Below are 21,916 nucleotides of genomic sequence, written 5' to 3' on the forward strand. Positions count from 1 at the left end.
AATTGTTCATGGCTTATAGTGGATTAAAGCATCCGATTAAAAATAACAATGGAGCCAGTCATGTCACAATCTTCCTACACAGAGCAGATGGATTACACTTATTCCAATGCGAATGTTAGCCAAGCAGAATTCGAACAACGCTACCAAGAATCCATTTCTAATCCAGAAGAGTTTTGGCGTAAAGAAGGCCAGCGAATCGATTGGATCAAGCCTTATACAAAGGTTAAAAATACCAGCTTTGCCCGTGGCAATGTGAGTATTAAATGGTTCGAAGACGGTGAGTTAAACGCCGCTTACAATTGTATTGACCGCCATTTACCTGAAAAAGCCGATAAAGTCGCATTCTATGTTGAAGGGGACGTGGAAGGCGAAGACAGTATTGTCACCTATCAAACTCTGCACGATGAAGTAGGGCGACTTGCCAACCTATTACGTAAGCAAGGGGTCCAAAAAGGTGATCGTGTTGCCATCTATATGCCGATGATCCCACAGGCAGCTTACGCTATGTTAGCGTGTGCTCGTATCGGCGCGATCCACAGCGTTATCTTTGGAGGCTTCTCTGCTTCAGCGATTGCTGATCGACTCAACGACTGTTCAGTGAAAGTGGTTTTGACCGCTGATCAGGGTAAGCGTGCGGGTAACACCGTCCCTCTTAAAAACAATGTCGATAAGGCCCTTGAAAATAATGCGTGTCCATCAGTAGAAAACGTCATCGTTTACCGCTACACCAAAGCGGATGTGAACTGGGTCGAAGGTCGAGATTTGGATTGGGCTGAACTTGCTGCACAAGAAGGCACCGAGGCGGCACCAGAGGCTATGAACGCGGAAGATCCATTGTTCATCCTTTACACTTCTGGTTCGACAGGTAAGCCAAAAGGTGTTGTGCATACAACGGGTGGTTACTTAGTGTATGCCTCGCTGACTCATGACCTTGTATTTGATATCAAGCCTGATGACATTTACTGGTGTGCGGCAGATGTGGGTTGGATTACCGGTCACAGCTACATGGTCTACGGGCCTCTGGCAAATGGCGTGACCAGTGTACTGTTTGAAGGGGTGCCAACGTACCCTGATTCTGGACGTATTGGACGAGTGGTCGACAAATTTAAAGTGACCCAACTGTATACGGCACCAACGGCCATTCGTGCCTTGATGGCTAAGGGCGATGAACCCATGGCGACCAGCTCCCGTGATTCTCTGCGCGTGCTGGGCAGTGTGGGTGAACCAATCAACCCAGAAGCCTGGGTGTGGTACCACAAAAATATTGGTAACGGTAAATGCCCGATTGTGGATACTTGGTGGCAGACTGAAACCGGTGGTTTGATGATGACCCCTCGAGTAACGGAAACCAATCCTAAGCCAGGTTCTTGTACGTCTCCTTTGTATGGGGTGCAACCTGCATTGGTTGATGCAGAGGGCAATGAAATCACTGAAATGGGTGTAGAAGTGGAAGGAGGCTTGGTTATCCTAGATTCTTGGCCAGGCCAATCCCGTACCGTTTATGGTGATCATGAGCGTTTTGAGCAGACCTACTTCAGTACGTTTGAAGGCAAATACTTCACCGGAGACGGTGCTCGACGTGATGCGGACGGTGCCTACTGGATTACCGGACGAATGGACGATGTACTGAACGTTTCGGGTCACCGTCTAGGCACGGCAGAAATTGAAAGTGCCTTGGTGGCGCATCCAGCTGTGGCAGAAGCCGCAGTGGTGGGTTACCCCCATGACCTGAAGGGTCAGGGTATCTATGTGTACATTATTCCGAATGCTGGTGTAGAACCGGATGAAGAGCTGACAAAATCTGTCAAGATGATGGTGCGCCAAGAAGTCGGTCCTATCGCGACTCCAGATCTTGTACATTGGGCGACTACTGGCCTACCTAAAACTCGTTCCGGTAAAATCATGCGTCGAATTTTGCGCAAGATTGCTGCCAACGAACACGACCAATTAGGTGACACAAGTACCTTAGCAGACCCAAGTGTGGTTGATGATTTAATCGATAATAGGTTAAATAGCTAAACCATATGTCTTTGTTAAGGAAAGCGAGTGATTTCACTTCTTATCGCGGATGACCATCCACTGTTTCGTAGCGCACTGACGGGTGCGCTACGAGATCAAATTGGTGACGTAGAGATTCAGGAGTCACAAGATCTAGAATCCACATTAGGTGCTTTAAAAGCGAATCCTGATGTGGATTTGCTTCTTTTAGATCTTAATATGCCTGGGGCAGGGGATCTTTATGGCTTAATACGTATTCGGTCAGATTTCCCAGATGTTCCGATCGCCGTTATTTCAGGCAGTGAAGAGATTGCCGTTGTTGCCAATGTTATCGAGGCGGGCGCCCTGGGTTTTATCCCGAAAACCTGTGAACCCAAGGTGTATGCTCAAGCCATATCCTCTATTTTAGAAGGAGATCTTTGGTTGCCGGATGGCATGTCGGAGCAGCTAGATAACCTTCCTGCTCCTAATCTAGATATGCAGCGCCGAGTGGCTGAATTGACACCGCAGCAATACAAGGTTTTGTGTTATCTGCATGAAGGTTTATTAAACAAGCAGATTGCCTACGAACTGAACATCTCCGAAGCGACGGTTAAGGCCCACATAACGGCTATTTTTAGAAAGCTACAAATCAATAACCGTACCCAAGCAGTACTCGTTGTCAGCGATCTGAATCTTCAGTTGATTTAGTGCCACAACCACATTGATTAGAGTGCTTGGACTTCTTTTCGGGCACTAGATCAATGCCTCCCTCATGGAATGGGTGGCAACGAGACAGCCTTTTTAATCCCATCCATGTGCCTCTAATGATACCGAATCGCTCGATTGCCTCTATCATGTATGCCGAGCAGGTGGGGTAGTAACGACAGTTATTACCCAGTATTGGACTTATCAAATACTGGTAACCCTTAACCAATTTTATAAAAATACGTCTCGATGTCTGCTTCATATAGGTGGGATCATTACTTTTATTGTCAATTTTGTGTTGAAACGTGCATAAATTTGGTACTGTTTCTTCGGTCTTAATCTCAGGTGGCGGTAGGATGAGCGACTCTTATAATATTTTGAATGTGGATCAAGTGGTAGCCTATCAAGGAGAGCCTGGGGCTTATTCCCATTTGGCGTGTAAACACTGCTTTCCAGATTGGCATATGATCCATTGCGCCAGTTTCACCCAAGCCCTTAAAAAAGTCGAAGAAGGCGTTGCCCATTATGCCATGATACCGGTGGAAAACTCGACAGCAGGGCGAGTGGAAGAAATCTACCGGGAGCTCAAGGGCACCGAACTGTATGTGGTGAAAGAGCATTTCGAGCCGGTTAACCACTGCCTCATCGGTACTTCTGGCTTGTCATTAGACGCTATTGAGCGTATTGGCAGTCACCCCCAAGCCTTGGCTCAATGTTCCAATAATATCCAATTGCTGAATGCTACCCCTGTGGCCATGTATGACACAGCGGGAGCAGCCAAATTATTGGCCCAGTCTCAAGAGCAGGGTTTAGCAGTGATATCCTCATCACTTGCAGCAGAGCTCTATGGGCTAACCATCCTCAAAGAACATTTTAATGATGTGGCGGGTAACACCACACGGTTTTTGGTGTTTTCAAAACAGCAAAAAATGCCCGTTTACGAGGAGGGACAGCGCTACATCACCTCCTTTATGTTCAAAGTTCGTAACATTCCTGCAGCGCTTTATAAGGCTATGGGAGGGTTTGCGACATACGGAATCAATATGTTGAAGCTGGAAAGCTATATGCTAGATGGCCAGTTTACAGCGACTCAGTTTTATGTGGATGTAGAAGCCCACTTTCAATCACCAAGCATGCAGGCAGCATTAGAAGAGCTTAGGTTTTTTTCTGAAGATTTGCGTATTTTAGGGACCTATTATGCAGACTCGTATCGGATTTGAGGTGATATGACTCGTAAACTATTTGGACTCTTTTTGGGTTTCATAGTGACCACTGGTACTGCTCAGGAGCTTGAAGGTCTTGATAGCCTTGATAGCTTAATTTTTGAAGATATCCCGGTAGTAGTGACCCCTGCAAAAGTGGAGCAACCTCGGGTAGAAGTGTCTTCGACCTTGTCTATTTTAGATGGAGAGTTCATTCGTCGGACGAACATCCAATATGTGGAAGACCTACTGTTTTTTGTTCCTGGTTTTTTTGTCGGCCCTTATTCTAATTCTTACGATAAGATTGCGGTGTTCCATGGTACTGAGTTAGACCGATATCGACGGATCCAAGTACTGGTTAATGGCCGCTCGGTTTACAGTTCAGCTTATGCACGTGTGGATTGGGCTGCTCTGTCTGTGAATGTTGAAGACATAGAGCGTATTGAGGTCAACCGTGGTCCTAATGCCTCCAGTTACGGTGTGAACTCCTTTCTAGCGGTCATTAACATTATTACCCGAAGCCCTCTTGAAACACTTGGTTCAAGTGTGAATATCAGTCATGGCATGGGGCAGTATTCCGCAGATGGTTTTGATTCGAGACTGTATGCCCAGCACAGTGCGATCAAGGATAACTGGAGTGTTCGAGCGTCCGGCTCAAAAGGCTATGTGGCGGGGTATGAAGAAGACTTTGATGGCAATGCGCGCCAAGACGGCCATGAGCGCAGTACCGGTAACGTGCTGGTCGTGTATGAAGATGAGAAGCAAACCATTGATTTTGACCTAGGGGTCACTCAATTGGATGCGGTGGTGGGCAAAATTCGAACCACAGGGGTGTCCTATGTGGACGATGAGCCTGAGTTAGATTATCAACGGGAGCACTTCAAGACGGCATGGGAAGGGGTGCTGTCCCCGGAACACACACTAAAAGCTCAATATTTTTATGAAAAATCTGATCAGGTAGAAACCCATGATATTGGCGTGGCTGGGATTGTCCTCAACACGCTGTTTGGGCAGAGCGTTGATAACAGTACTATTTATTATGGGGACTTGGTCACAGACTTAAAAGAAACCCGCCATGATATTGAGTTGCAAAGTACTTGGACCCCTAATCATGATTATCGGTTTGTGAATACCTTGTCTTATCGTCAGGACGAAGTGTATTCAAAGACATACTTTAACGGCGGTTATACGGAAGAGCTTCTCAGAGCTTCTTCTAACTTAAGTTATCGTGCTTTAGATCCATTGATTATCAATGGCGGTGTCATGTGGGAGCACAGTAAGTTAACGGGAGAATATGTTTCGCCGCAATTGGGTGCCACCCTTAAACTAACCCCACAGGCTTCCATTCGAGCCAATGTATCAAAAGCGTATCGTACGCCAGATTTGTATGACCAGCAGGCCCAATGGTCTTATGTATTCAATGGGATACGCTCGATACCAGCGAATGCATCAGGAGAAGAGGCGGAAGAGATTACCTCCTATGAAATTGGCTATTTTCAGCATGTACCCCGTTTGGGTTTGACCTATGATCTATCCTTCTATCGGGAAGAGCTGCGTAAGCTGGTGCCCTCCACTAAAAAATACGAAGATGCTGTGGCGGACGGTAGTTTAAGTCGTGGCTACACTTATGATGCAGACATTGAAGGGGTAGAGTTTGAGGTGGATTGGCGCCATTCCAATGGGGCCATGGTCCGAGCGACCGCTGCCTACCAAGATACCCAGACGGAAGAAGAAAAGTTATTGGTGACTGTAGCGCCATTGGTTACGACCTTGTTCATAAGTGCACCGCTACACGAAAACATTTGGTTTAATACCAGCTATATTTATGGAGAAGATATGGCGGAGTATGACTACAAGTTATTAAATACTTGGCTTGCCTATAAGGTTTCTAATGAAAAGATTGATTTCAGTGCTGGTTTAGGGGGGAGTAAACGGCTGGATGAAAATTCATATATTAGAAAAAACAATATTTCGAGTAATCGGACAAGATATTACTTGTTCGCCAATTTAAATTTTTAAATAAATCGAGAGATGATGAAACGGATTATTCTCATACTCATAAGCTGTTTAAGTTTTGCTTCAGTGCAAGGGCAAACCTACGTCTACCATGAAGGAAGAGAGACGGTTGCCCATGTGTTGGCGTTAAATTTCGAATCTAATTTCGACTTATCCGTGAGTGTTCTCAGGGATGTAAAGCGTCCCTTCGATCCGGACGATGTGGTCATGGCAGTAGGGCTCTCAAGTTTCAAAACTGTTTGCGAGCAGCCTAATATTCCCAATGTGATTGCGGTGTTTGTTGGTGAAGAGGAGTTTTACTCTGCCGCCGAATCCTGCATTGGGCAAGCCAGTGCTGTGTTTTCTGGAGCGCCGGTTGCATTGCGACTGCAGGTGCTTAATTCTTTTTGGGAAGGGCGTTCTCCGATCGCTTTTATTTACAGTAAAGCGCTACCTGTTCAGACCGAAGTCATTCGAGTGGAAGCAGAGCGTTTGGGGCGTGAAGTGAATTTTGTTGCGGTGGAAGAAGGGCGAGCAGCCTCCTTGCGATCTCTCAGTAGCGCGTTAGAAGAGTCTGATTTGGTGATGTCGGTTTATGACTCAGAGTTGTTCGACAGTCAGTTCTCAAAAGACGCCATTCGTCTAATGTTTCAAAAGAAAAAATTGTTTTCAGCCCATTCCCTTCAGTTGGTGAAAGCGGGGGCATTGTTTGCCTTATACAGCAGTACGTCACGAAAGCTTGAAGCCGTAGCGGATCAGCTTCAGAGTTTCGAACAAAGCTCCCGATTACTGCCACCCGCTTACCCAGCAGGTCTTCAAGTGGTGTTTAACCCATACCTCATTAGGATGTATGGGTTGGTGTTGCCAACGGATGCTTTCCTGCTAAGCGAGTTTGGGGTGTGCCCTGAATCAGGTTGTGAGGAACCGCTTTACTAAGCCTGCAAAAGGTACAGGTTTTTCCGCATGCAGCCAGTGACCCGTGTCGGGAATCATCTTCACACTGGCATTGGGAAAGAGTGCGAGCGTTTGCTCTTGGAACTTGGCTTGGATATAAGGGGAATGCTCTCCCTTGATGAATAGGGTGCTTGTGTCTGTTGCTTTGTCTATTTCTGGCTTGGCGAGTATGCTGTCATAGCCTTCTTTCAGTTCCTCTAAACCTAAGTGGATATAAAAGCCTTCGTCACCCCGTTGCAGGTTTTTCAGAAGAAACTGACGCACGCCCATGTTTTCTTCATGGGGCGCTAGGATTTGATCCGCTTCCTTACGGCTATGGGGGTGTTGCTCGTTAATCTCAGTCAGCCCCTTAAATATCTCTAAATGGCTGGCTTGGTAATCCACTGGTGCAATATCGGCCACAATCAGCTTTTTGATCTTCTCAGGGAAATCGTGGGTCAACTGCATGGCCACCTTACCTCCCATGGAGTGTCCAAGCAAAAAGATGTTCTCTAATGACTGTTCCTCCATCCAGCTGTTGATCTCGGCCGCCATTTTCTTGTATGACACAGGAGAGAGGTTGGAAGATTTGCCATGATTTGGCAGGTCTAAACAATATACGGTGAAATCTTCCTGCCACTTTTGCGCAAGGGAGTGCCAGTTGTCTGCATTGCCAAATAAGCCGTGGAGGACAACCAAAGCAGGTTTATCGCTGCCATATTGTTTTGCATGAATCATTAAATTTCCCTTAGAGGTAAGCAATGGTGTGACAATATGGTATCAAACTCGTCTAATAATTCGCACCGATAGATAAAGGATAGATTTCGTGTTTGATAAGTATTTAATGCCACTCACACATAAGCCATTAAGAAGGGTGGCCAACCTGTTGGTACGCTATGGTGTACGAGCAGATCAGGTGACCTTGGTAGGATTTGTTATTGGCATGATGGGAGTGCTGGCCATTAGCCTTGAGGCGTATCTATGGGCGTTGTTTGCCATTCTGTTGAATCGAGTCTTGGATGGGGTCGATGGGGCGGTAGCAAGGCTCTCAGGCACGACCGATGCGGGCGGCTATTTGGACATAGTGTTGGATTTTATTTTCTACTCTGGGGTGGTACTGGGCTTTGCCTTGGCAAATCCTGCAACCAATGCGTTGGCTGCCAGCTTTTTGATTTTCAGCTTTATGGGGACAGGTAGCAGCTTTTTGGCCTTTGCTATCATGGCGGAAAAGCACGGCATAACCACCTTGGAATACGGTAAGAAGTCTTTGTATTTTTTAGGTGGGATTACGGAAGGCGCGGAAACCATCGCGTTTTTTGTGGTCATGTGTCTATTGCCGCAATACTTTGCGTATCTTGCAATAGGCTTTGGTATTCTTTGTTTGATTACCACTGTGACCCGCATCTTGGCGGCTTATCGCACGGTTAGTCAGGCAGAACAAAAATCGCCTTAGAAAAAGGCGATTTCAATATCACTTTTAACAATGGCGCAACAGGCCAACATGTACCCACTTTGCACCCATGCAAGGGGCTCAATAGGGTAGTGTACCTTGCCCCAAAGCAACTTGATGGCGCAAGAGGAGCAATACCCTTCACGACATTGGTACTCCACTAGCACCCCAGCCCTTTCAAGCTGGGGAAGAAGCGCTTCGTCTTCGGTGACGAGAATTTGCTTCTTCCCGAGTAGTACCCGGTGTACGGGGCGATCTTCGTGTTCTGTATTAGAGGTCGAAGTCGTCAAAATCCGTCTCATCTAGATCGTTGTCGATTTGGCCGACCAAGTAAGAGCTGATTTCTGCTTCTTGTGGTGCAACTTGAACATTGTCGCTCACAAGCCATGCATTGATCCATGGGATTGGGTTGTTCTTGGTTTCAAAGTACGGCTCCAAACCAATGGCTTGCATACGAACATTGGTGATGTATTCAACATACTGACCTAGGATCTGAGCGTTTAGACCGATCATTGAACCGTTTTTGAAAAGGTAAGTTGCCCAATCTTTTTCTTGCTGTGCGGCTTCGATGAAGATCTCAGCGACTTCTTGTTGGCATTCTTGGGCAATGGTGGCCATCTCTGGATCATCACGACCTGCCGCCATAAGGTTCAGCATATGCTGGGTGCCGTTTAGGTGAAGGGCTTCGTCACGTGCAATCAGTTTAATGATTTTTGCATTACCTTCCATTAGGGTACGCTCTGCAAAGGCGAAGCTGCACGCAAAGCTCACGTAGAAGCGGATGGCTTCTAGCACGTTGACAGACGCTAGGGTCAAGTACAGTGCCTTTTTCAGGGTGTACATGGTCACTTCAACTGGGCCTTTCTCTGGTACCTCATGGGTACCTTCCCCTAAGGTGTTGTAAAGGTTCACCATCTCAATCAGGTTGTCGTAAAACTTAGACACACTGACAGCACGTTTTGCGATCTCTTCATTAACGATGATGTCGTCAAAGACTTTAGTCGGATCGTTGACGATATTACGAATGATGTGCGTGTAAGAGCGGCTGTGAATGGTTTCAGAGAAGGACCAGGTTTCGATCCAAGTTTCTAGCTCTGGTAGAGAAACAATAGGCAGTAGAGCAACGTTTGGTGAGCGGCCCTGAACACTGTCTAGTAGTGTCTGGTACTTTAGGTTGCTCAAGAAGATATGCTGCTCGTGTTCAGCAAGCTTCAGGAAGTCTTTACGGTCGTTAGAAAGGTCTACTTCTTCTGGGCGCCAAAAGAATGACAGCTGCTTTTCTATAAGCTTTTCAAAGATAGGGTGTTTTTGTTGGTCGTAACGTGCAACGTTGACGTTTTCGCCAAAAAACATGGGTTCTTGAAGGCTATCAAATTTTTTGCGATTAAAAGTAGAGTAACTCATTGATGAAAGAGGTCCTTAAAAGGCGTATTTCAAACCATTAAAAATAAAATATTCTGGGCGGAAAAATGCCCTGCGTACAAAGGTACGCAGGGCCGGGTGATTTAGATCTTACATGCGCCGCCAGCACAGTCATTCATGTCGTCTTGTTGATCGTCTGCACCATCACGTGTGTTGTGGTAGTACAGAGTTTTAACGCCTAGTTTATAAGCGGTCAACAGGTCTTTCAGAATCAGCTTCATAGGCACCTTAGTAGACTCGAATTTCTGCGGGTCATAATTGGTGTTCGCTGAGATTGCTTGGTCTACGAATTTTTGCATGATGCCAACCAATTGTAGGTAGCCATCGTTGCTTGGAATGGTCCAAAGCAATTCGTAGTTTTGTTTAAGGCGATCGAACTCAGGTACAACCTGCTTCAGGATTCCGTCTTTACTGGCTTTAACAGAAACGAAACCTCGTGGTGGCTCGATACCATTAGTGGCGTTACTGATCTGAGAAGACGTCTCAGAAGGCATAAGCGCTGTCAGTGTTGAGTTACGCAAGCCATGTGTTTTGATCTCGGTACGAAGAGTTTCCCAATCGTAGTAAAGTTCAGGAGACACAATAGCATCCAGATCTTTCTTGTATGTATCGATTGGCAGAATACCTTTGGCATAGGTTGTCTCGTCAAAACCAAGGCAAGGACCAAATTCTTTAGACAGCTTGTTAGAGGCTTTCAATAGGAAGTATTGAATCGCTTCAAACGTTTTATGGGTCAGCTCATTAGCGCTGCCATCGGAGTAGCGGACACCGTTTTTGGCAAGGTAGTAAGCGTAGTTGATAACGCCAACGCCTAATGTACGACGCTGTTCAGTGGCACGTTGCGCTGCTGGAACAGGGTAGTTCTGGTAATCCAATAGGCTGTCTAGGGCACGAACGATAAGCTCAGAAAGCTCTTCTAGTTCGTCTAGGTTCTCTAGGGCACCCAAGTTGAAAGCCGACAAAGTACATAGGGCGATTTCACCTTCTGGATCGTCGATCTTATTCAATGGCTTGGTTGGCAGAGCAATCTCAAGACACAAGTTACTTTGTTTAACCGGTGCAACCTTCGGATCGAACGGACTGTGTGTATTACAGTGGTCAACGTTCTGTAGGTATATTCGGCCAGTGCTCGCACGCTCAGAAGCAAATAGGGTGAACAGCTCAGAAGCTTTCATGGAGCGTTTGCGAATGCTGTCATCGGCTTCGTACATTTCGTACAAGCGATCGAATTCTTCTTGGTCAGCAAAGAAGGCATCGTACAAACCTGGTACATCAGATGGGCTGAACAGAGTGATGTTGCCACCTTTGATCAAGCGCTGGTACATCAGACGGTTGAACTGAACGCCATAGTCCAAATGACGGACACGGTTTTCTTCTACACCACGGTTGTTTTTCAGCACTAGAAGGCTTTCTACTTCAAGGTGCCAAATAGGGTAGAACACTGTTGCTGCGCCACCACGTACACCCCCTTGGGAACAGCTTTTCACAGCTGTCTGGAAGTGCTTGTAAAACGGGATACAGCCAGTATGGAATGCCTCACCGCCACGAATTGGGCTGCCCAGCGCACGGATGGCACCAGCATTGATACCAATACCGGCACGTTGACTGACGTATTTAACGACGGCGCTCGACGTGGCATTGATGGAGTCAAGTGAGTCGCCACATTCAATCAACACACAGCTACTGAACTGGCGAGTTGGAGTGCGGATGCCTGACATGATCGGTGTCGGCAAAGACAATTTGAATTGGGAAACCGCATCGTAGAAGCGTTTGATAAGATCTAAACGTTGGCTGCTTTCATATTCAGCGAACAAACACGCTGCTACAAGAATGTAGATAAATTGTGGGCTTTCGTAGATATCACCAGTGACACGGTTTTGAACCAGATATTTACCTTCTAGTTGTTTAACGGCCGCATAGGAGAAGTTCATATCACGGGAGTGATCGATAAAGCCATTAATAGTATCTAGCTCTTCTGTGGTGTAGTACTCCAAGATCTGGCTGTCGTAACGACCTTGTTCAACGAGATTTTGTACATGGGCCTGCAGGTGCGGTGGCTCAAATTCACCAAAGGCTTTCTTACGCAGGTGAAAAATGGCTAGGCGAGCCGCTAGGTACTGGTAATCCGGAGCGTCCTCAGAGATAAGGTCCGCAGCAGATTTGATTAATGTTTCGTGAATGTCTGTTGTGCGAATCCCTTCAAAGAATTGAATTTGAGCTTTTAGCTCAACTTGGGAAACGGAGACATTGTCTAATCCTTCAGCCGCCCAAGTGACAACCTTGTGGATTTTATCAAGGTTAATGTTCTCAGTGGTTCCGTTACGCTTTGTAACTGTAAGAGTGCTCATGCCTTAGATTCCCATTCCTGTCGTAATCCTGTGAATATACTGTATATAGTATTTAGAATCACTGCTTGATACTAGATGTAGTGTAATTTGTCATTTGATGTGACGAACAATAGTGCTGAATCCCATTAAAATCAAGAGTTGCAAAAGTTTGATTTTTTGACCTAAAGAGTGGTTGAAGTGTTCACTTACATGTCTATCCCTCTCGTTTCTGAAACGAGTCAAAAGCAAGCCTTTAGGAGATATTTTTTCTTTTTTTTTAAGTGATTTCTGGCTGTTTAAATACTGATCAGTTGCTGATCAGATGGACCCCTGCCACCAGTGGATAAAGTACCAATTGATGGGTGAGGTAGACGACTAAAGCGTGTCGTCCTAGATAACAGATCCACTTTAATTCCAGCCATTTAGGTAGCGCTAAATGTTCGACCTTATAGTATCCAAGAATCAGGCCAATCAAGACTACGCCAGTCCAAGGGAGAGGACTAATGTAGTCGAGGGTATATCTGGGGGCCCCTTGCTCGGTGAACCAAGAGCGGATGATGCTCGGGTCAAATTCTGGGGTGGCATAGGTAGCCACGACAATTCCCACCCCAAGAGTGCATCCAATGATGGGATGCACAGCAAAAGGGCGTACCAAAATAGCGGCTAAAAAGATGAAATGTAAAATGCCAAAAAAAATCCATTGATTAGGAAGTGCCAAGTAGCTGCCAATTGAAATCGCAATGGCTGACAGTCCTATTTTTGACAGGTTTAATAGAAATTTATGGGGGGCTTGGCTCCCTTGAACAGCAACATAGCTGGACCAGCCAACGGCGCTTAAAAATAAGGTTAGGATCACGTAGCGAAAAGCGACCCAAAAGGGATCTTGTAGGGAGTAGCTCATATAGCCGAAGGTTTTCAGATCCCAACAGAAATGGAACACCATCATCAGTAGCACAGCAAGTCCACGATAAGCATCTAATAGTGATGAGCGTTTCATGTCGAGGCGATGGGCTGGCAATGGGGATCCTTAGTCGATCGTTGAGATAAGGAGCTTAGCAGCCCCACATGACAAAGAGATGCAAGCCGTTGCTTCCCATCTCTTGTAAGACAGCTGAATGTTAAAGAAGCCCCTTAAGGGGCTTTGCGTGACTTCTGCCATCCGTTATCCGTTGCTTCGAATACGATACGATCATGAAGACGGCTGGGACGACCTTGCCAGAATTCAATTAAATTTGCTTTGACCGTGTACCCGCCCCAGTTTTGTGGGCAAGGCACTTCTTGGTCGGCAAAGGTTTGCTCAAGCTTGCTGAACTCTTCAGTGAGGACTGCACGGGAGTCAATGACTTTGCTTTGTCGCGAAACCGATGCCGCCAGTTGGCTCCCTTTTGGGCGAGTAGCGAAGTAGGCTTCGGAGACCGCGCGATCCACTTTCGTAGCGGTTCCTTCAATACGAACTTGGCGAGATAAAGCTGGCCAAAAAAATGTCAGCGCTACGTTTGGGTTGTTGGCAATGTCAGTGCCTTTACTGCTGTCATAGTTGGTGAAAAAGCTAAAGCCATCTCCTTGGCGCTGTTTCAGCAGCACAATGCGACTATGGGGTTTGTTGTTGCTGTCCACCGTGTTTAACATCATGGCTGTTGGATCATCTGGGCAAGCATCGATGGCGGTATCCAACCAAGTATCAAACAGTGCTAGCGGGTCATCACCCGCTGCGGCTTCGGTCAGGTCATCAAATTGGTAATCCCGGCGTAAGGATTGTAGGTCGCGATTCATAGTATTAAATCCGGTAAGTTGAGAACGTCATAACTTTCGAAATTTGGGTCATGATCTTCATTACAGGTTGTGGGAACTGGTAGCCCCCAGAATCCAATGCCATCTGGCGATGTTTTGCTTCGTCTATGTGCATTTGCTCTAAGATGGATCGAGAGCGTTGATCCTCGGCTGGGAGGGCTTCCATATGCTTATCTAGGTGAAGGCACACTTGGTCTTCTGTGGCGGCAACGAACCCAAGGCTGAGTTTATCGCTGATCAATCCAGCCCCTGCGCCGATGCAGAAGGAGGCCCCATAAAACAATGGATTTAAAACACTTGGGCGGCTTCCCAATTCATACAAACGCTGCTCACACCATACTAGGTGATCAATTTCTTCGTCTGCTGCGTGCTCCATTTCCTCACGGACAGTCTCTAGTTTTGCTGTGGTGGCTTGGCCCGCATATAAGGCCTGAGCGCACACTTCTCCCGTATGGTTGATACGCATCAAGCCTGTGGCATGCTTGGTTTGTTCAGGCGTCAGCTCGGCGTCCAACTGCGATAGGGCAGGGGAAGGCCGCGCGGATGTTGCAGCGTTTGGCACCAAGGTTTGTAACGCTCTATCTAGCTGTAAAACGGCTTTATCTAATCTGTTGAGTCGTATCATGGGTTTTCCTGTTTAGCCTGGAGGCCAAGTCATGTCGCGACCGCCCAGTACGTGCATATGAATATGGTAAACCGTTTGGCCTCCCATTTCGTTGCAGTTCATCACAACACGGTAACCGTCTTCAGCAATGCCTTTTTCTTTCGCCACCTGGGCGGCTACTAAGGGCAGTTTACCAATGACCGGAGCGTCTTCTAGGGTGATGTCGTTGAGTGTTGTAATGTGTTTTTTGGGGATCACAAGAAAATGTGTTGGCGCTTGTGGTGCGATGTCTTCGAATGCAATGACATCGTCATCTTGGTACAAAATAGTGGCGGGGATGTCGCCGTTAACAAGTTTGCAGAATAAGCAATCCATGGAATCTCCTAGTCATGTGTACATTATCGAACTGTGAAGCGCTTTTCTCAATATGGATGTCAGTATCCATTGATCTTTCGCAATGGCAAACTCACATTAACCTTTCCAGCTCGGTGATTAGTTTGGACTCTATTTGGGTGTGAGTGATGTAGCTATCAAAGCCTAATGCTCGAGCATGTTTTGACGACATTTTAATGGTATTTGAAATTAATAGGCAGTGGTCATCATCTTGCAGTTCTCTGATGAAGCTCGACAAATCCGATGCGCCAAAATTCACTTGATCATCAAACAATAGCACAAGTAGTTTAGTGTTCTTTGAGCGGTACCTAAGTAAGCTGTGAATGTCATCTACTTGGTCAATATGGGACATTACAAACAGTTTTCCTGTTAGGTATTCTTGCGTATGAGTTAAAAGCTCAGAGTCTTGCCCAACGATGACTAGGCTGACTTCTTCCGTGTGGGTTTTTTGTGTTAATTCGCTCGGGTGAATATAACGAGCATAGATAGGCAGATTAATAGACAAGGTTCGGTTTCGCCCGACTCCAGTAAGCTCTGCTTCCCCTTCTAAGGCATCAAGGACATCATTAAAATAACGCATACCTAAGCCGTTTGGGTCGTTAATTTGGACGGTGCTTGTAATAGGTCGCACGACAATATTAAGGGTTTTGCTCCCCTCTCGATCATTGCTTTGAATTGAGCTTGTCACCGTGAGAGTTTGGTCGGTGAAGTGTTTAAATTCATCCAAGATAGTAAAGTAGAGGTGGCTAATCAGAGGTGTGTTTTTGTACAGCTCCCAAGTGGTTGCATTGTGCGTGATTAGCTCGATATCAGTGCGATCTTGATCCAATTGTCTAAAGTTAGATTCTGCACGATCTATCAGCAATTGGAGGTTCAGTGAAGTATTAGTTTGCTCCGGCGAGCTTCCCAACTGTACCTGATTAAGAACTTGGATTCGCTCAGATAGGTATTCTAGGTTGCTTTGGGCGCGTTTAATATGGGCCTGGCTTTGTGGATCAGGGCTTTTTTGATGGGCATTGATCATAGAAGTCTGGCGGCGCAATCGAGCGGCAATGTCATCCAATACATCATTTTGTTGATCGACAATGGATTCGGATTTGGCATTGCCAATAAGTAAGGGCTTAAGGCGCGTAATGATGCCAACAAAATGGATTAAGGCTTCCAAAATAAAGGAGACCGTTAATCCCCATTCAAACCAGATAATGTTGGGTGACACGCCATATAGGCTGAGTATCCAAGCCGTATGGCCAACAGTAAGCGTTAATCGCGCTACCAGGTAATGCCATGCATAGGGTACTTGCTTATAAATGGCATAGAGGGACACACACAGTAGACCTGCTAACGTCATGAATGCGCACAGCGACAGTATTTTGACGCTGAGCTGCTCTGGGGCAAAGGCAAACACCACCCCAAGTCCGATGTTAAAGAACCCCAGAGCTAATAGGGCTCGATCAATTCTAGGTAAATAGGTTTTAGTTTCTAAATACAGCCTTGAGAAATAGGTGATGATGGCTGCAGCTCCCAGTGCGGAGAGGTTGTAAATGCGTTCTTGCAGGCCGACATAACTAGGAAATAACTGAAAAATTAAACCATGGAGGGCTGAGTGCAAACAGACAATACATACGAGCATTGCGCCATAGATTAGGTACATAGGGTGATGGGTTTTTACATAAAAAAAGATGTTGCTAATGAACAAGAGCAACAGCACCCCAAACATAAACCCCGTAATAAGCGTGTCGACTTGCGTGTCAACGGCAAGCCCTGACAGGGTTTTGATCTCAGCGATCAAGTTGATCGGGGAGCGTGAAGACAGTTTTAGGTAGAGGGTAAAGACCGGTGGTGCATTGACCGGTAAAGGGACAATATAATCCGGATATTGGATCATGCGATTGCTAAAAGGTAATGCTTCGCCCATTGCGCTGTAAATGATTTGGCTGCTTAGGGTGGGAGCATAAATCTCAATGGATTGCAGTCGTGGTGCTTTGATGTGTAAAACCGTAGGGTGGCCCTGAGAGACTTTTTGGGCAATGTCCACCCGTAACCACACATTACCTTCTACAACACCAAATTGTATAAAAGGGTCATTGAGAGGGATAAAGCGTTTAAGTATGGCGTCACTATCCACGTCATTCAGGGTCATGCGCCCCGTTTCATCAATATAATAGCTCCCCACATCACCAATGTTTACATGCTGATGAAGATCGTCCACCAGAGCCATCCGTGGGACCCCAAGTGCCGTATTGGTTAACATGGTCAGAGCGAGTAAAATAAGCGCAGATAAAAAGTGTCTAATCAAAAGAGCCTCCCTGAGGCCTACATTATTAACTAGTTAGGGTGACAAATGCTATATCCAATATTGGTGGAGTACTACGTCTTATGGTGCATTGCATTGCTTGTGATCACTTGGTTTACCCGAGTTCATCAGGGAAAAGTTAGGACAAATCTGCTTTACCTATACGGCATGCTGGGGGCCGTGGGCTTTTTGCTGGATTTTGAATGGATGGGGGGCGTGATATTTGGCCTAATCGTGCTTGAGGTGGGTAAAAAATTCAAAGCTTGGTTAGATAAAAAAGAAGCGGGATTAAAGAAGTAACGGCTTCGAAGACAACTTCAAATTCAATAAAAAGGGCCGCAAATAGCGGCCCTTTTGACATTTGGCTTAAATGATTTATTTCGCTTGTTCGCGGGACACAGCGCGGTGGCCGATGTCTGTACGGAAGTAAACCTTGTCCCAAGTCACTTGTTTAACCACGTCGTAAGCACCCGCTTGTGCTTCGGCAACGGTCTCACCAAGAGACACTGCACAGAGGACGCGACCACCATTGGTGACCACTTGGCCATCTTTTGAAGTGGTACCCGCATGGAATACTTTTTGGTGTTCTGGCAAAGACGCATCGTGGCCAGAGATCACATCGCCTTTGTTGTAGGCTGCTGGGTAGCCGCCTGCTGCAAGGACAACACCTAGGCTAGCACGTGGGTCCCAATCTGCTTCAACAGATTCAAGCTCGCCATTAATGGCCGCCAAACACATGCTGACCAAATCAGAACGTAGGCGCATCATAATTGGCTGAGTTTCAGGGTCACCAAAGCGACAGTTGTACTCAAGCACCTTAGGGGTACCGTCTTGGGCCACCATGACGCCTGCGTATAGGAAACCACGGTAACGGTTGCCTTCGGCGTTCATGCCTTTTACGGTTGGCATAATCACTTCATTCATGATGCGATCATGGATTTCAGGTGTTACCACAGGTGCAGGAGAGTAAGCTCCCATGCCGCCAGTGTTTGGGCCTGTATCACCATTGTCACGAGCTTTGTGGTCTTGGCTAGAGGCCATTGGCAGAACGGTTTCGCCGTCAACCATAACGATGAAGCTGGCTTCTTCGCCTACTAGGAATTCTTCAACCACTACACGAGAACCCGCATCACCAAAAGCATTGCCCGCTAGCATGTCTTCTACAGCAGCGATGGCTTCTGCTTCAGTTTGAGCAAGGATAACGCCTTTACCTGCCGCAAGACCGTCAGCTTTCACAACGATTGGTGCGCCTTTTTCTTTGATGTACGCCACGGCAGAAGGGATATCAGTAAAGTTACCGTATTCCGCGGTTGGGATCTCGTGACGTGCCAAGAAGTCTTTGGTAAACGCTTTAGAGCCTTCCAGTTGTGCTGCAGCTTGTGTTGGGCCAAAGATAGGCAGGCCTGCCGCATCAAAGGCGTCCACAACACCGATGACTAGCGGTGCTTCTGGGCCAACAATAGTAAGGCCGATCTGGTTATCCTTTGCGAATGCAACAAGCGCATCGATGTCTTCTACGCCGATGTTGACGTTTTCGGCTTTGGCTTCAAGGGCTGTGCCAGCATTACCTGGTGCGACAAAAACCGTTTCTACGTCTGCGGATTGGGCAGCCTTCCATGCTAGGGCATGTTCGCGGCCACCGTTACCTATAATAAGAACTTTCATTTCAATTCCTTCGCTAAATTAGTGGCGGAAGTGGCGCATGCCAGTAAAGACCATGGCCATACCTGCTTCGTCTGCTGCCGCAATGACTTCATCGTCACGCATAGAGCCACCAGGCTGAATCACCGCTGTGATACCTGCCGCAGCCGCCGCATCAATACCATCGCGGAATGGGAAGAAGGCATCAGATGCCATAACAGAACCTTCCACTTGAAGGTTTTCGTCAGCGGCTTTGATGCCTGCGATTTTAGCAGAGTAAACACGGCTCATTTGGCCAGCACCTACACCAATTGTTTGGCCGTTCTTAGTGTAAACAATGGCATTAGATTTCACGAATTTCGCAACTTTCCATGCAAATAGAAGATCTTTTAGTTCTTCTTCAGAAGGCTGACGCTTAGAAACCACTTTTAGATCGCCAAGTTCGATGGCACCGTCATCGCGGTCTTGAACTAATAGGCCACCATTAACGCGTTTGTAATCTAGTGCAGCGGGTTTGTCAGTTGACCACTCACCACATTCTAGAAGGCGAACGTTTTGTTTAGCGGCAACCACTTCAAGGGCCGCTGGGCTAACTTTAGGTGCGATGATAACTTCAACGAATTGACGATCAACAATCGCTTGTGCTGTTTCAGCAGTAAGCTCTTGGTTGAAGGCGATGATGCCGCCGAATGCAGAGGTCGGGTCCGTTTTGAAGGCTAGGTCGTAGGCTTCAAGCTGGTTGGCCGCTGTTGCAACACCACATGGGTTAGCGTGTTTTACGATCACACAAGCAGGCTCTTGGAAGCTCTTAACACACTCAAGGGCTGCGTCAGTGTCAGCGATGTTGTTGTAAGAAAGCGCTTTACCTTGCAGCTGTTTAGCCGTGCTGATAGAGGCTTCTTGTGGGTTAGCTTCCACGTAGAAAGCCGCTTTTTGGTGCGGGTTTTCGCCGTAACGCATTTCTTCTTGCTTGTTGAATTGCAAGTTGAATGTGCGAGGGAAGTCTTCACTGCCGCCTTCGACTTTCTTGCCTAAGAAGTTAGCGATGTTGCCATCGTAGTTAGACGTATGCTCAAACGCTTTGACAGCTAGATCAAAACGCTGGTCGTAGGTTAGGCCGCCGTTTTCTTTTAGGGAAGCTAGAATGTCTGTGTAGCTGGCAGGGTCCACAACGATTGCCACGTCTTTGTGGTTTTTCGCCGCAGAGCGAACCATGGTTGGTCCACCGATGTCGATGTTTTCAATCGCCATTGGAAGATCGCAGTCTGGGCGTGCGATGGTCGCTTCGAATGGGTAAAGGTTGACCACAACCATGTCGATTTCTTGGATGCCATGCTCTTGCATGATGGCGCCATCGATATCACGACGTCCTAGGATGCCACCGTGTACTTTTGGGTGAAGCGTCTTAACGCGACCGTCCATCATTTCAGGGAAGCCTGTGTAGTCGGAGACCTCAATCGCCGGTACCTTGCTTTCCAGCAAAAGTTTGTAAGTGCCGCCAGTAGAAAGGATCTCTACGCCTTGGCTAGCCAAGTCTCGTGCGAATTCAACAATGCCTGTTTTGTCGGATACGCTGATCAGGGCGCGTTTGATAGGGGTTGTGGTTGAGTTTGCCATTATGCTTCTCGCAATGTGATTAACGTCAATAAAATTTGGGGAACAGGTAAAACGAAAAAAGGGCGTATTCGCCCTTTTTTGTTACAGCATACCGTACTGTTTCAGTTTTTTGCGTAGGGTGCCACGGTTAAGACCTAGGATTGCCGACGCTTTGGTTTGATTGTCTTTAGTGTAGTTCATTACGGACTCTAGCAAAGGCGCCTCAACCTCTGCTAACACTAGTTGGTACAAGTCTGTTACCGGTTGGCCATCTAGATGAGCAAAGTAGTTTTGCAGCGCTTTTTCTACGTTGTCACGTAGGGTTTGCGCTTGCTCAGAAGAAGCCGTTTGAAACGTTTGAGTATGTGTTTGATCTACCACAGAATAACCTTCTATTTATAAAGCTAACCATTGTTGAATACTGATACGCAAAGCTCTCTGCGTATTGGTATTCATTTACCAGAGATGCTTCTAGATTTACTTAGAAGCAAAGAATTCGTTCAACAGATCGAGCTGTTCTTGTGCATCTTCGATGCGATTAAACTGGCTGCGAAATGGTGTTGTGTCGTCCAGTGTTTGCAGATACCAGCCTACGTGCTTGCGTGCGATACGTGTCCCCATGTGTGAGCCATAAAATTCATGCAGTGCTTGAACATGGCTAAGGACAATTGTTCTCACTGCCTCGCTCGTTGGCGCTGGTAACAATTCGTCGTGCTGTAAGTAGTGATTGATCTCTTGAAATATCCAAGGTCGCCCTTGGGCTGCACGTCCAATCATGACGGCGTCAGCTCCGGTATAGTCCAATACGTATTTGGCTTGCTTGGCATCATTAATGTCGCCATTGGCAAAAACGGGAATACCGATAGATTGTTTGATCTTAGCAATGGTGTCGTATTCGACTTCGCCTTTAAACTTGCAGGCACGAGTACGACCATGAACGGCCAATGCTTGAACACCTGATTGCTCGGCAATGCGAGCGATTTCGATGCCGTTGCGCTCATCTAATGACCAGCCAGTACGAATTTTTAATGTCACAGGAACATCAACGCTACTTACGACAGATTCGAGTATTTGTTTGACTAGAGGCTCATCTCGTAAAAGGGCTGAGCCAGCCGCTTTGTTCAAGACTTTCTTTGCTGGACAGCCCATATTGATATCAATGATTTGGGCACCAAGGGCGACGTTTTGTTGCGCTGCTTGGGCCATCATCTTAGGGTCTGAGCCGGCAATTTGTACAGAACGAGGGGATACCTCAGCATCGTGAACCAAGCGCATTTTGCTTTTTGTGGTATCCCATAAACGGACATCCGATGTGACCATTTCTGAGACCACCAAACCTGCGCCATGCTGATGGCAAAGGCGTCGAAAAGGTAAGTCTGTTACGCCTGCCATAGGGGCAAGGATAACGGGCTTTTCAATGCTGTAATTGCCAATGCTAAAGGCCATGATATGTCTAAATACCGAATCTATTGTTAAAGATCTGCTACACCGTCGAGCGGGCGTGAATAATACCTAGGGACTTCGCTTTTTTGAAGTCTTGACAACTGGGAAATTGGCTATTTTTTGTGCTTATTTTCAATGTCC

Annotated in this window: 21 protein-coding genes; 7 read left to right on the forward strand and 14 right to left on the reverse strand. The window is 46.8% G+C overall.

Annotation, left to right across the window (positions count from 1 at the left end; translation table 11 throughout):
- Positions 1–60 precede the first annotated feature (60 nt).
- Both acs and ACFQ45_RS15305 read left to right on the forward strand, forming a co-directional pair.
- Positions 61–2,019 (forward strand): acetate--CoA ligase, encoded by a 1,959-nt coding sequence (acs, locus tag ACFQ45_RS15300; protein ID WP_377369238.1) that lies wholly within the window; start codon positions 61–63, stop codon positions 2,017–2,019.
- A 27-nt stretch (positions 2,020–2,046) separates the two neighbouring features.
- Positions 2,047–2,688, forward strand: coding sequence for a LuxR C-terminal-related transcriptional regulator (locus ACFQ45_RS15305; protein ID WP_377369240.1), 642 nt, complete (start codon positions 2,047–2,049; stop codon positions 2,686–2,688).
- On the opposite strand, the gene yidD is transcribed toward ACFQ45_RS15305, so the two are convergent.
- Positions 2,660–2,947 (reverse strand): membrane protein insertion efficiency factor YidD, encoded by a 288-nt coding sequence (gene yidD / locus ACFQ45_RS15310; RefSeq protein WP_377369241.1) that lies wholly within the window; start codon positions 2,945–2,947, stop codon positions 2,660–2,662. The two genes, ACFQ45_RS15305 and yidD, sit on opposite strands and share 29 nt — an antisense overlap.
- A 94-nt stretch (positions 2,948–3,041) precedes the next feature.
- Here yidD and ACFQ45_RS15315 point away from each other — a divergent pair, with 94 nt between their 5' ends.
- The 3 genes from ACFQ45_RS15315 to ACFQ45_RS15325 are packed head-to-tail and all read left to right on the forward strand — an operon-like array spanning position 3,042 to position 6,818.
- Positions 3,042–3,905, forward strand: coding sequence for a prephenate dehydratase (locus ACFQ45_RS15315; RefSeq protein ID WP_377369243.1), 864 nt, complete (start codon positions 3,042–3,044; stop codon positions 3,903–3,905).
- Positions 3,906–3,911: 6 nt separating this feature from the next.
- Positions 3,912–5,906, forward strand: a complete 1,995-nt coding sequence (locus ACFQ45_RS15320) for a TonB-dependent receptor plug domain-containing protein (RefSeq protein WP_377369245.1) — start codon at positions 3,912–3,914, stop codon at positions 5,904–5,906.
- A gap of 15 nt (positions 5,907–5,921) precedes the next feature.
- A complete protein-coding gene (locus ACFQ45_RS15325; RefSeq protein ID WP_377369247.1) occupies positions 5,922–6,818 on the forward strand; it encodes a hypothetical protein in 897 nt (298 codons plus the stop codon).
- Here ACFQ45_RS15325 and ACFQ45_RS15330 read toward each other — a convergent pair.
- Entirely contained in the window at positions 6,792–7,553 is a 762-nt protein-coding gene (locus ACFQ45_RS15330; protein ID WP_377369248.1) for an alpha/beta fold hydrolase, read from the reverse strand. The genes ACFQ45_RS15325 and ACFQ45_RS15330 overlap by 27 nt on opposite strands.
- A gap of 88 nt (positions 7,554–7,641) precedes the next feature.
- On the opposite strand from ACFQ45_RS15330, the gene ACFQ45_RS15335 reads away from it, so the two are divergent.
- Positions 7,642–8,268 (forward strand): CDP-alcohol phosphatidyltransferase family protein, encoded by a 627-nt coding sequence (locus ACFQ45_RS15335; protein WP_377369250.1) that lies wholly within the window; start codon positions 7,642–7,644, stop codon positions 8,266–8,268.
- On the opposite strand, the gene yfaE is transcribed toward ACFQ45_RS15335, so the two are convergent.
- The 8 genes from yfaE to ACFQ45_RS15375 form a co-directional block, all read right to left on the reverse strand.
- Positions 8,265–8,555 carry a class I ribonucleotide reductase maintenance protein YfaE gene (yfaE, locus tag ACFQ45_RS15340; RefSeq protein WP_377369252.1) on the reverse strand — a complete coding sequence of 97 codons (291 nt, stop codon included), beginning with the start codon at positions 8,553–8,555 and terminating at the stop codon, positions 8,265–8,267. The genes ACFQ45_RS15335 and yfaE overlap by 4 nt on opposite strands.
- Positions 8,536–9,669 carry a class Ia ribonucleoside-diphosphate reductase subunit beta gene (gene nrdB / locus ACFQ45_RS15345; protein WP_377369254.1) on the reverse strand — a complete coding sequence of 378 codons (1,134 nt, stop codon included), beginning with the start codon at positions 9,667–9,669 and terminating at the stop codon, positions 8,536–8,538. Before nrdB ends, yfaE begins: the two co-directional genes overlap by 20 nt.
- Positions 9,670–9,770: 101 nt before the next feature.
- Entirely contained in the window at positions 9,771–12,035 is a 2,265-nt protein-coding gene (nrdA, locus tag ACFQ45_RS15350; RefSeq protein WP_377369256.1) for a class 1a ribonucleoside-diphosphate reductase subunit alpha, read from the reverse strand.
- Between the two features lie 286 nt (positions 12,036–12,321).
- On the reverse strand, positions 12,322–13,032 hold the full coding sequence (locus tag ACFQ45_RS15355; protein ID WP_377369258.1) for a heparan-alpha-glucosaminide N-acetyltransferase: 711 nt from the start codon (positions 13,030–13,032) through the stop codon (positions 12,322–12,324).
- A gap of 113 nt (positions 13,033–13,145) precedes the next feature.
- Positions 13,146–13,787 (reverse strand): pyridoxamine 5'-phosphate oxidase, encoded by a 642-nt coding sequence (gene pdxH / locus ACFQ45_RS15360; protein WP_377369260.1) that lies wholly within the window; start codon positions 13,785–13,787, stop codon positions 13,146–13,148.
- A gap of 4 nt (positions 13,788–13,791) precedes the next feature.
- Positions 13,792–14,430 carry a 2-polyprenyl-3-methyl-6-methoxy-1,4-benzoquinone monooxygenase gene (gene coq7, locus ACFQ45_RS15365; RefSeq protein ID WP_377369262.1) on the reverse strand — a complete coding sequence of 213 codons (639 nt, stop codon included), beginning with the start codon at positions 14,428–14,430 and terminating at the stop codon, positions 13,792–13,794.
- A 12-nt stretch (positions 14,431–14,442) separates the two neighbouring features.
- Positions 14,443–14,784, reverse strand: coding sequence for a histidine triad nucleotide-binding protein (locus ACFQ45_RS15370; RefSeq protein ID WP_377369264.1), 342 nt, complete (start codon positions 14,782–14,784; stop codon positions 14,443–14,445).
- A gap of 91 nt (positions 14,785–14,875) precedes the next feature.
- The gene (locus ACFQ45_RS15375; RefSeq protein WP_377369266.1) at positions 14,876–17,098 is read right to left on the reverse strand and encodes a 7TM diverse intracellular signaling domain-containing protein; all 2,223 of its coding nucleotides are present in this window, start codon (positions 17,096–17,098) and stop codon (positions 14,876–14,878) included.
- Between the two features lie 45 nt (positions 17,099–17,143).
- On the opposite strand from ACFQ45_RS15375, the gene ACFQ45_RS15380 reads away from it, so the two are divergent.
- On the forward strand, positions 17,144–17,395 hold the full coding sequence (locus ACFQ45_RS15380) for a hypothetical protein (protein ID WP_377369268.1): 252 nt from the start codon (positions 17,144–17,146) through the stop codon (positions 17,393–17,395).
- A gap of 75 nt (positions 17,396–17,470) precedes the next feature.
- On the opposite strand, the gene purD is transcribed toward ACFQ45_RS15380, so the two are convergent.
- From purD to dusB, 4 genes are all read right to left on the reverse strand, one after another.
- Positions 17,471–18,760, reverse strand: coding sequence for a phosphoribosylamine--glycine ligase (gene purD / locus ACFQ45_RS15385; RefSeq protein ID WP_377369270.1), 1,290 nt, complete (start codon positions 18,758–18,760; stop codon positions 17,471–17,473).
- A gap of 18 nt (positions 18,761–18,778) precedes the next feature.
- Positions 18,779–20,353 carry a bifunctional phosphoribosylaminoimidazolecarboxamide formyltransferase/IMP cyclohydrolase gene (gene purH / locus ACFQ45_RS15390; RefSeq protein WP_377369272.1) on the reverse strand — a complete coding sequence of 525 codons (1,575 nt, stop codon included), beginning with the start codon at positions 20,351–20,353 and terminating at the stop codon, positions 18,779–18,781.
- Between the two features lie 81 nt (positions 20,354–20,434).
- Entirely contained in the window at positions 20,435–20,713 is a 279-nt protein-coding gene (fis, locus tag ACFQ45_RS15395; protein WP_377369274.1) for a DNA-binding transcriptional regulator Fis, read from the reverse strand.
- A 96-nt stretch (positions 20,714–20,809) separates the two neighbouring features.
- The gene (gene dusB, locus ACFQ45_RS15400) at positions 20,810–21,778 is read right to left on the reverse strand and encodes a tRNA dihydrouridine synthase DusB (protein ID WP_452600467.1); all 969 of its coding nucleotides are present in this window, start codon (positions 21,776–21,778) and stop codon (positions 20,810–20,812) included.
- Positions 21,779–21,916: the final 138 nt, after the last annotated feature.

Source organism: Rhodanobacter aciditrophus, assembly GCF_042679525.1.
Lineage (GTDB): Bacteria > Pseudomonadota > Gammaproteobacteria > Pseudomonadales > Marinomonadaceae > Marinomonas > Marinomonas aciditrophus.